The organism is Sphingobium xenophagum NBRC 107872, from assembly GCF_000367345.1.
GTDB classification, from domain to species: domain Bacteria; phylum Pseudomonadota; class Alphaproteobacteria; order Sphingomonadales; family Sphingomonadaceae; genus Sphingobium; species Sphingobium xenophagum.
In genome coordinates, this window is record NZ_BARE01000081.1 from 1 (window position 1) to 10,273 (window position 10,273).

The 10,273-nt window shown below is 63.2% G+C and carries 9 protein-coding genes and 1 pseudogene; 6 read left to right on the forward strand and 4 right to left on the reverse strand.

What is annotated here, in order from left to right:
• On the reverse strand, positions 1–224 hold a 224-nt coding region (locus tag SX1_RS24395), incomplete at its 3' end, for a hypothetical protein (RefSeq protein ID WP_157410340.1).
• 244 nt (positions 225–468) lie between these two features.
• On the opposite strand from SX1_RS24395, the gene SX1_RS23245 reads away from it, so the two are divergent.
• The 6 genes from SX1_RS23245 (at position 469) to SX1_RS21035 (ending at position 6,618) form a co-directional block, all read left to right on the forward strand.
• Positions 469–1,638, forward strand: a complete 1,170-nt coding sequence (locus SX1_RS23245) for a YncE family protein (protein WP_019054675.1) — start codon at positions 469–471, stop codon at positions 1,636–1,638.
• Positions 1,639–1,684: 46 nt separating this feature from the next.
• The gene (locus SX1_RS21015; RefSeq protein ID WP_019054676.1) at positions 1,685–2,668 is read left to right on the forward strand and encodes a malate dehydrogenase; all 984 of its coding nucleotides are present in this window, start codon (positions 1,685–1,687) and stop codon (positions 2,666–2,668) included.
• Between the two features lie 88 nt (positions 2,669–2,756).
• Positions 2,757–3,629 (forward strand): LysR family transcriptional regulator, encoded by an 873-nt coding sequence (locus tag SX1_RS21020; RefSeq protein ID WP_019054677.1) that lies wholly within the window; start codon positions 2,757–2,759, stop codon positions 3,627–3,629.
• Positions 3,626–4,777 carry a TDT family transporter gene (locus tag SX1_RS21025; protein ID WP_019054678.1) on the forward strand — a complete coding sequence of 384 codons (1,152 nt, stop codon included), beginning with the start codon at positions 3,626–3,628 and terminating at the stop codon, positions 4,775–4,777. Before SX1_RS21020 ends, SX1_RS21025 begins: the two co-directional genes overlap by 4 nt.
• Before the next feature lie 128 nt (positions 4,778–4,905).
• Positions 4,906–6,129, forward strand: coding sequence for a molybdopterin-dependent oxidoreductase (locus tag SX1_RS21030; protein WP_037535048.1), 1,224 nt, complete (start codon positions 4,906–4,908; stop codon positions 6,127–6,129).
• 12 nt (positions 6,130–6,141) lie between these two features.
• Positions 6,142–6,618 carry a hypothetical protein gene (locus SX1_RS21035; protein WP_019054680.1) on the forward strand — a complete coding sequence of 159 codons (477 nt, stop codon included), beginning with the start codon at positions 6,142–6,144 and terminating at the stop codon, positions 6,616–6,618.
• 9 nt (positions 6,619–6,627) lie between these two features.
• On the opposite strand, the pseudogene SX1_RS23250 reads toward SX1_RS21035, so the two are convergent.
• The 3 genes and pseudogenes from SX1_RS23250 to SX1_RS23255 all read right to left on the reverse strand — a co-directional run.
• A pseudogene (locus SX1_RS23250) lies at positions 6,628–7,647 on the reverse strand (chloride channel protein); the annotation flags it as partial.
• Between the two features lie 8 nt (positions 7,648–7,655).
• On the reverse strand, positions 7,656–9,107 hold the full coding sequence (locus SX1_RS21045) for an aldehyde dehydrogenase (protein WP_019054682.1): 1,452 nt from the start codon (positions 9,105–9,107) through the stop codon (positions 7,656–7,658).
• 28 nt (positions 9,108–9,135) lie between these two features.
• Positions 9,136–10,273: GMC family oxidoreductase (locus SX1_RS23255; RefSeq protein WP_043146260.1), on the reverse strand; the 1,138-nt coding region annotated here is incomplete at its 5' end.

A 10,273-nucleotide genomic window follows, 5' to 3' on the forward strand; every position in this document is an offset into this window, starting at 1 on the left:
GCATCACGTGCGAAGAAGGTCCAGAAAGTCAGCAACATTGCTGCATACACGCCGACGAGCAAGCCCAACGTGGCAGGATGGACGCCGCGCGATGCGATGCCTGGAGCCGTTCTTTCCAGCTCGTCATAATTGCCTGCATCCGGCACGATTGCGAGATGTCGACGCACAGGCTTAGGAGCAACGAGTGTCTCGGTAGCGAGATCGTAGATCGGCTGTGTTGCCATGAGGAAGTCTCCGCGCGTCTCGATGAATGCCGAGCGTGACAGGATAGATGATTGCGGCGGGGCGGTCGGTCCAACGCATAACCACGGTCATTCCAATCATTTAACAGGAACGGTCGGCGATCTATAATCGCGTTTTCGTATTGAAACCATCGCGACCATGCGTTGGACGCAGGGGACATATCGGTCGATCTAGCGGCATCGGACTGGCACGATCACCCGCCGGATCCGCGATGAGGATCGAACGATGAAAGCTGCGATCGTTTTGGTTGCCGCGATGTTGGCCTCCGTAGCGCCAGTCCCGGCGATCGCTCAGGCCTATTGGGCTGCACCTGCGGCGGACGACTTTCCCTACGATATCAAGGCGGTTCAGGCACCGTGGTCGAAGGCTGATATCGACCTTAGCCATCATGACCGGATCTATGTGTCTGACCCGACATCGACGAAGATCGTTGTCATCGATCCTGCAGCGGGCAACGAACTGGGACGCATCGACCTCGCCAAAAGCGCGATAGCTGAGCCCAGCTTTTCCAGCCCCAAAGTCCAGCACCTGGCTGCAACGCGTGACGGGCGGACCCTGGCGGTATCGGCATTAGCGCAGCACAGTGTGACGCTCGTAGATCTGGCCACGAACACGGAACGAGGCCGGACCGTGTTCCAGACGTCTCCTACCGCCGTCGCGTTTACGCCCAATGGGCACGAACTTTGGGTTTCGCTCGGCGATGAACATGCCATCGCGGTCGTGGATCCTAAGACCGCGCGGGAGATCACCCGCGTACCAGCAAGTGGCGGAGCAGGCGCGACCATCCTGTCGCCAAACGGACGCTATGCCTTTGTATCGCTTACTGAAAGGCCGTCCATCCTGGTTGTCGACGTCGAGCATCGGCGCGTCGTCGGACACGTTGCCAGCAACGGTGCAGGTGCGGGAGCAATCGCGGTCTCGCCAGATGGCAAACAGATCTGGGCAACACGCCGCGAGAGCGGCACGACCACGGTCTTTGCTGCCAAACCGCCGTTTGCGGTACGCGAAGTGATAAACACTGGTCCAGCAACGGGCGCGGTCAACTTCGCTCAGCGCGCGGACGATTCCTTTGCCTATGTCAGCGTTGGCGGCGATCAACCTGCAATCAAGGTCTATAGAACCGACAGCCTGGAGGCTGTGACAACCATCCCGCTACAAGCGGCTCCGACCGCGGTTTGGCCGTCGGGCGATGGTACGAGGATCTATGCCAGCCTGGCCGGAACCAACAAGGTCGCTGGGATCGACACGCTGACGTACACCACCGCGTCGACGATCCCGATCAGTACGGATGTGCAAAGCCTGATCTACGTTCCTGGTGCCGTAAGATCAGGAAAAGGTCTCGCCAATCTAGTGCCATCCGGGCGCGATGCAGCGCTTGCCCTGGCGGCGCGTTGATCGGTCTTACACCGTCTGTAATCTCCCAACGAAAGCCCTTTCCAAAATGACCAAGCCCCCCGTCAGGATCGTGATCAGCGGTGCCGCAGGACAAATTTGCTATTCGCTGCTCTTCCGGGTCGCGCAGGGTGATGTGTTCGGACCGGACCAGCCCGTTATCCTTCAACTGCTCGACGTGCCGCAGGCGATGGACGCAGTACGCGGCGTGGTCATGGAACTGGAGGATTGCGCGTTCCCGCTGCTGGCAGATGTGATCATTACTGATGATCCGATGGTGGCTTTCAAGGACATCGATGCGGCCATGCTGGTCGGGTCTCGTCCCCGCTCGAAGGGCATGGAGCGCCGTGATTTGCTCGCTGCCAACGCAGCGATCTTCAAGACGCAGGGCGCAGCGCTGGACGCAGTGGCCAAACGCGACGCCAAGATCCTGGTCGTCGGTAATCCCGCCAACACAAATGCCTGGATCATTGCGCAAAGCGCACCGGGTTTCCCTGCCGAAAACATCACGTCGATGATCCGCCTCGATCACAACCGCGCGCAGGGACAGCTTGCGGCCAAAGCGGGTGTCGGTGTCGATGCGATTACAAAGCTCGTCGTCTGGGGAAACCATTCGCCGACGATGTTTGCCGACTGGGGAAATGCCGAACTCGATGGCCAAAAGCTCGCCGACCGTATTGGAGACGAGGCTTGGTACCGCGAAACGTTGATCCCCACCGTTGCGCAGCGCGGAACCGCGATCATCGAAGCACGGGATGCGTCCTCGGCCGCGTCGGCAGCAAATGCGGCGATCGATCATCTACGCGACTGGGTGCACGGCGCAGGCGACAATTGGGTGTCGATGGGCGTGGTGTCAGATGGCTCCTACGGTATCCCGCAAGGGCTGGTGTGCGGCGTGCCGGTGCACTGCAAAAGCGGTGGGTATGCGCGTATCGAAGGACTGATCCTCGATCCATTCCAGCGAACGATGCTCGATCGCACGATTGCCGAACTGGTCGAAGAACGTGAGGCGGTTATCGACATTCTGAAATGACCGATCGGTATATCTGATTGGAATGACCGTAATCTTTGGTTGGTGCGATTGATCTCCTTTCCCTATCATTGGGGCAAGGAGATCGGGCATGACCCTGGAACAACTCAGGATTTTCGTCGGTGTCGCTGAGCGCGAGCACATGACGCGCGCGGCCGAAGCGCTCAATGTGACGCAGTCAGCCGCAAGCGCTGCCATCGCCGCGCTGGAAGCCCGGCACGGCGTGCCGCTGTTCCACCGGGTCGGCCGTGGGATCGAACTGTCCGAAGCGGGCCGCATGTTTCTGGTCGACGCACGCGCAGTGCTTGGCCGTGCCGCCAGCGCGGAACTTGCACTGGCCGAATATGCAGGACTGGAGCGCGGCACTCTGCGGCTAGTCGCAAGCCAGACGATCGCGGGCTATTGGCTGCCCCGCCAGCTGGCCGCGTTCCATGCGCGCTACCCCGCGATCTCAATCGAACTGGCGATCGACAACACCGAGGGGGCCGCGGCGCGCGTGCTCGACGGTGCGGTCGAGCTCGGCTTCGTCGAGGGTGTGATCGACGAGCCCGCGCTCGCGCATTGGACGGTCGCGAACGACCGCATGGTGCTGGTAAGCGACCGCGCAGCCGACACGATCGACGAGGACTGGATCCGCGCCGCACGCTGGATCGTCCGCGAGCAGGGATCGGGCACGCGCTCGTCGTTCGAGGAGGTGCTGCGCCAGCGCGGCGTCGATCCGTCGGACCTCACCGTGGCGCTGATGCTACCATCGAACGAGGCGGTACGTAGCGCGGTCGAGGCCGGGGCGGGCGTCGCGGTGCTGTCGCAGCATGTCGTCGCACCTGCAATCGCGGCCGGCACGTTGCACGATCTGCCGCTCGGTCTGCCGCGGCGTCCGTTCTACGCGCTGCGCCATAAAGAGCGGTATCGAACGCGGGCGGCCGATGCGCTGACCGATCTCATCAAGGAGACTGGCAAGTGACCGCCGATCTGAAACCCGTTCTCGATGGCCTGAAGCCCCTCAGCCGGCTCGACTCCCCGCGCGAGATGATCCGGCAGTTCACCCCCAACTGGTTCGCCGCTACGATGGGCACCGGCATTCTCGCGCTCGCCTTGCCGCAGGTGCCGGGCGTCGGCGCATCGCTGCACCCGGTCGGCGAGGCGCTGTGGTACTTCAACATCGCGCTCTTCACGCTGTTCGCCGGGCTCTACACCGCGCGCTGGACGATGTTCGGACACGAGGCGCGGCGGATCTTCGGGCACAACACCGTGTCGATGTTCATCGGCACGATCCCGATGGGGCTGGCGACGATCATCAACGGGTTCCTGGCGTTCGGCCTGCCGCGGTTCGGCGCTGGCGTGATCCCGATCGCCGAGACATTGTGGTGGATCGACGTCGCGATGTCGCTCGCCTGCGGTGTAGCGATCCCCTACCTCATGTTTACTCGGCACGAACATTCGCTCGACGGCATGACCGCGGTGTGGCTGCTGCCGGTGGTCGCGGCGGAGGTCGCAGGTGCGAGCGGCGGCCTGCTCGCCCCGCATCTGGCGGACGCGCATCACCAGTTCGTCGTGCTCGCAACGTCGTATGTGCTCTGGGCTTATTCAGTGCCGGTCGCGTTCGGCATCCTCGCGATCCTGATCCTGCGGATGGCACTGCACAAGCTGCCGCACGAGAGCATGGCCGCCTCGATCTGGCTCGCGCTCGGTCCGATTGGCACCGGCGCGCTTGGGATGCTGGTGCTCGGCAGCAACGCGCCCGCGATCCTCGCCGCCAACGGCCTGGGGCAGATCGGCGCGGTAGCGCAGGGGATTGGCACGATTGCCGGGCTGCTGCTCTGGGGTTTCGGTCTGTGGTGGCTGGCGCTCGCGACGCTGATCACGATCCGCTACTGGCGCGCGGGCATTCCGTTCAACCTCGGCTGGTGGGGCTATACCTTCCCGCTTGGCGTCTCCACGGTCGCCACCTTCAAGCTCGGCACGACGCTTCAGCTCGGCTTTTTCGGGATCGTCGGCACTGTCCTCACAGTGGCGCTCGCAGCAATGTGGCTGCTGGTCGGCGCCAAGACGGTCGCGGGCGGCTGGCGCGGCAACCTGTTCGTGTCGCCCTGCATTGCCCAAGCCAATTGATGGGCCAAACCGATCGTCCTGCCGGATCGAACCGGCGAATCTGATCGACCCGTACCGGGCAGACCGGCGGACGGGTCGCGCATACAGAACATGACAGAAACGGGAGAATGTTGGTGGACAGCCTGGATATGAAACTGGCGCAGGCGACGAACCGCCGTCGCTTTCTCGCAGAGGCCGCGATCGGCAGCGGCGCGCTGATCGCCGCACCCGCGCTGGCGCAGAGCATGGTCGATCTGCACCTGCCGGGCGGTCCGTCGGAACGGCCGATGACCAGTGCGTTCCCCGGCAAGGGCAACATGATCCTCCAGCGTATCCACCCGCCTTTGCTGGAAACGCCGATGAGCGTGTTCAATGGCGACGTCTTCACGCCAAACGACCAGTTCTTCGTCCGCTGGCACTGGGCTGACATTCCGACCGCGATCGATGTCGAGGCGTTCCGGATCAAGGTGCACGGCGCGGTCACGCGGCCGCTGTCGATCTCGCTCGCGCAACTGCTGAAGTTGCCACGCGTCGAGCTGGCGGCGATCAACCAATGCTCGGGCAATTCGCGGGCGTTGTTCCAGCCTCCGGTGGCGGGTGCGCAGTGGCGTCACGGGGCGATGGGCAACGCCAAATGGCTCGGCGTTCGCTTACGCGACGTGCTCGACATCGCCGGCGTGAAGCCGGGCGCGGTCGCGGTACGGTTCGGTGCGCTCGACCAGCCGGTGGTCGCGGGTGGACCGGATTTCGCCAAGTCGCTGTCGATCGACCACGCACGCGACGGCGAAGTGATGCTCGCCTTCGGGATGAACGGCGAACAGATGCCGCTCCTCAACGGCTTCCCGGTCCGGCTGATCGTACCCGGCTGGTATTCGACCTATTGGGTCAAGATGCTGAACGACATCGAGGTGCTCGCCGCACCCGACGACGGTTACTGGATGGCCAAGGCGTACAAGATCCCTGACACTCCAGGCGCGAACGTGCGGCCTGGCCAGAAGGATTTCCCGGCCGTGCCCATCAACAAGATGATCCCGCGCAGCTGGGTCACGAGCCTCGACGAAGGGCAGGCAATCGCGTTCGACCGGTCAATCCCGCTGGGCGGCATTGCGATGGGGGGCGATTGCGGCGTCGCCAAGGTCGATGTGTCGACCGACAACGGCAAGACCTGGTACAAGACAGTGCTCGGCCCCGATCACGGCAAATACAGTTTCCGCCGCTGGGACGCGCAGGTGCCGCTCACGCATGCGGGCCCGACCAGGCTGATGTCGCGCTGCTGGAACACCGCCGGCATCGCGCAGCCGATGACGCCGATCTGGAACCCGGGCGGTTTCATGCGCGGCAACATCGAAACCACCAACATCGTCGTCGGCTGAGGAGCAACGCCTGTGAAAACGCCTTCCATCGGCACGCTGTCGTTCGGGTTCGTCGGCGCGACCGTCGTTCTGCTGCTTGCGATCGGTTCCCCGAACAGCCGTGTCGCCCCGCCGCCTGCGGCCCCGACTGCACCACCGCCGCCAAGCGTCTCGGCGCGCGGCTTTTCGCTGGCGTCCACCTCGGTCGATCTTCCGACCGACGAAGGTCAATATCCCGCCGGCCCGCATGCCGATGTCATCAATGCCAACTGCACGTCGTGTCATTCGGCGAGCATGGCGCTGAACCAGCCACCACTCTCTGGCGACCAGTGGACCGCGGAGGTCACCAAGATGCGCGAGGTCTACAAGGCACCCGTCGCCGCAGCCGACGTACCGGCGATCGTCGCCTATCTGACTGCCATGAGCACGAAGCAGCCGGGCGCCGCGAAGGGCAAGGCACAGGACCCCGATCCGAAGGCTGCGCCCGACGTATCTGGAGGATCAGGTTAAGCCATCAACTCACGACACGCGGTTTTGCGCGCGAAGTGCTGTGCGGCGTGTACGTGTCTCGCGCAGTGTCGCATCGGGCGCCAGACCGTCTGCCGGCACCTTGGGTATCGCAACGCGCTGCGACAGGTAGATGCCGTTGTGGCCCGAGCAGAGATAGGCCACGAAACAGGCGACGGCGATCGGCACCGCATAGGCGGCGCCGAACAGTTCGATTCCCATGAAGGTGCAGGCGAGCGGGGTATTGGCGGCCCCGGCAAACACCGCGACAAAGCCGATCGCGGCGAACAGGCCCGTCGGCACGCCCAAGAAAGGCGCCAGCGCGTTACCGAGCGCTGCGCCGATGAAGAACAACGGCGTGACTTCACCGCCTTTGAAACCCGCGCCGAGCGTGACGACGGTAAACAGCAGCTTGATCGCCCAACTCCACGGATGCGTGTCCGGTCCGAAGAAGCTGGCGATGGTAAGGCTGTCGGGCCCCGCTGCCAGGACACCCAGGCCCAGATAGTCGCGCGTGCCGAATAGGAAGACGAGCGCGATAACGACGGCCCCGCCGATCACTGGACGTAGTGGACCATAGGGAACGATCCGCTTGAGCCATCCCCCGACCACGTGGTTGGCTTCGGCGAAGGCCAGACCGACCAGTCCGAATATGATCCCCGCAACACCTGCCTTCGTCACGAGCAGCGCATCGACGGGTATCAACGCACCGATCGGGTAGACACCGTGATGGATACCCCAGGCGAGGCACGTCCAATCGCCGACCAGCGCTGCAACAAGGCAAGGCACCAGCGCGGAATATTCAACGCGGCCGATCGCCAGCACTTCGAGCGCGAAGACCGCTCCTGCGATCGGCGTGCCGAAGACCGCGCCGAACCCGGCTGCGATCCCCGTCTTCAACAGGATGCGCGTGCCGCCCGCATCGAGGTGGAGCGCGCGGCCGGATAGACGTGCGGCCTCACCCCTCGAACGGCATCGCACGTGGTTTTTTTGGATTTTGATGGCTTGCCCTTGGGCGCGGCCAACCGCGCCCAAGGGGATCAGAATGGGTACGGCTGGCCGGCCGGTTCGATCGTGACCCATTTGAGCTCGGTAAACTCGTCAACGACAGCGCGGCCATCGAACCGGCCATAACCGCTGTTCTTCATGCCTCCGTAAGGCGCCTGCGGCTCGTTCTGGACGGTTGCGCCGTTGATGTGGACGCTGCCCGAATCGATACGACGAGCGACATCCAGCGCGCGGGTAACATCTTGCCCGAACACCGCTGCGGACAGACCATATGCCGTGTCGTTCGCAACCCTCACCGCCTCCTCGACGCCTTTCACGCGTACGATCGTGGTGACCGGACCGAACGTCTCCTCGTCATAGATTTCCATCTGGGACGTCACATGATCGACGATCGTGGCGGGCATGGTCGCTCCGTCGGCATAGCCGCCTGCGATAATCTTCGCGCCCTTCGCAAGAGCGTCCTCGACGAGACTATTGATCCTTTGGCCCGAAGCCCGCCCAATCATCGGTCCAACGACACATCCCGGACCGGCCGCAGGATCACCGGCCGGAAGGGCGGCTGCGCGTTCGGCGAAGCGCGTAGTAAATTGATCGGCGACACTCTCATCGACTACGAAGCGTTCCGTCGACATGCAGATTTGCCCTTGGTACAGGAAGCTGCCGAAGATCGCCGCATTCACGGCGCCCTCGATATCCGCGTCGTCCAGGACGACGAAGGGAGCCTTGCCGCCCAATTCAAGAAGGCACCGCTTCAGATGGGTCGCAGACTTCTGCGCGATGATGCGTCCCACCCGCGTAGAGCCTGTGAAGTTTATGCGGCGGATGGCAGGATGCGCGATCAGGGTGTCGATTACGTCGGCCGCATCTTCAGGAGCGTTGGTCACGAAATTCAGGACACCGCTGGGGAAGCCGGCCTCGTAGAAGGCCTGAGCCAGCAGCGCGTGGGTCCTGGGACTAGCCTCCGATGCACGGAATACCACGCAGTTGCCGCACATGAGCGGATAGGCGATCGCTCGGGCCGCCAGGATGACGGGGCCGTTCCATGGAACGATGCTCAGCACCACGCCCACCGGCTGTCGCAACGTCATGGACAATGTGCCCGGCTTGTCGGTCGGGATTGTCTCGCCCTGGATCTGGGTGACGAGGCTCGCGGCCTCGCGGATCAGGTTGGCGGACGCCATCACATTGAAACTGGCCCAAAGTTCGGACGCGCCGATCTCCTGCGCCATGACCGGTACGAAATCAGGGACCATAGCCTCGAGGATATCCGCCGCTTTGAGCAGGAGCCTTCGGCGTTCTGTGGGCCCGGTGTGTGACCAGGCCCCGAATGCGGCCTGCGAGGAATCAGCTGCACGGCTGGCATCAGCAACGCTTGCCGCAGCAGCTGTCGTGACAATCTCGTCAGTTAATGCATTGCGCCGCTCGAACGTGCGCCCGCCTTCCGCGTTCGCCGCGACATTGCCGATCACCAATTGGGTTTCCATATTTACCTCCGTTGCGAATTTCGCCGGCTCAGGCCTTAGGCGAGATGATTTCGGCCATGCGTTCGCCGATGAGCACGCATGTCGCCATGGTTGCGACGCCAGGAATGCGCGGCATGATGGAGGCGTCGGCAACGCGCAGGCCCGTCAAACCGTTTACGCGCAACTTAGGATCGACGACGGCATTGCCGTCCTTGCCCATCCGGCATGTCCCGACCTCATGAAAATAGGTGGTCGCACCGTCCTTGATGAAATTGGCCATATCGTTTCGCTCGAGCTTGCGCCCCGGGACCACTTCTCGCTTCGCGAAAGGCTTGAGCGCGGCAGAATTACCCAGATCACGAGCAAGTTCGATGCCGGCGGCAAGCGCCTCGACATCATCGGGATGCGACAGGAAATTCGCGTCGAGGAGCGGACGGTCGGCAGCGTTGGACGAGCGCAGGCGCATCTTGCCCCGGCTTTTAGGCGCGACGAGGCCGGCGCATAGCGCCCAGGATGTGGGCGGCGGGGCGTAATTCTTCGCTATGACCTCACTCGCGTAGGGGAGTTCGATCTGAACGATGTTGATGTCTGGCCGGTCGAGATCGGACCGGGACTTCCAGAAGCCGGCCACTTCCGCGCCGCTATTGCGTAGCTCGAAGGCATTCGGAGCTTCCCACAGGCAGCCGCCATGCAGAATGTGATCCTGGAAGTGAGCGCCGACATCTGGCGAATGCACGACCGATTTGATGCCGACGGCAGCCAGTTCCCTCTCATCGCCTATGCCGCTCAGCATCAGCAGTTTCGCCGAGTTGATCCCTCCGGCGCACAGGATTGTTTCCTCACGCGCCAGAACCTTGCGCGGTCCCGATGGCGTCGCAATCTCGACGCCGATAGCGCGACCGTTCTGGACAATCACCCGGTCGACATGGGTGGCTGTAAGCAGGGTGACATTGGGTTTGCTCAGCACCGGGTACAGATAGGCCTTGGCCATGTTGTTGCGCTGGCCGTTCTTGATGATCTGATTCATCATGGCAAAGCCGCCGGCACTTTCTTCGCGAGCGCCATTCTGATCGGGGAAGATGGTAAAGCCCCTGGCCCGCGCTGCTTCGAGAACCGCAGGGGCCATTGCCAGCGGAGACGCAGCCGGCTGGCACCATACCGGCCCCCCCTTGCCACGGTATCTTGGC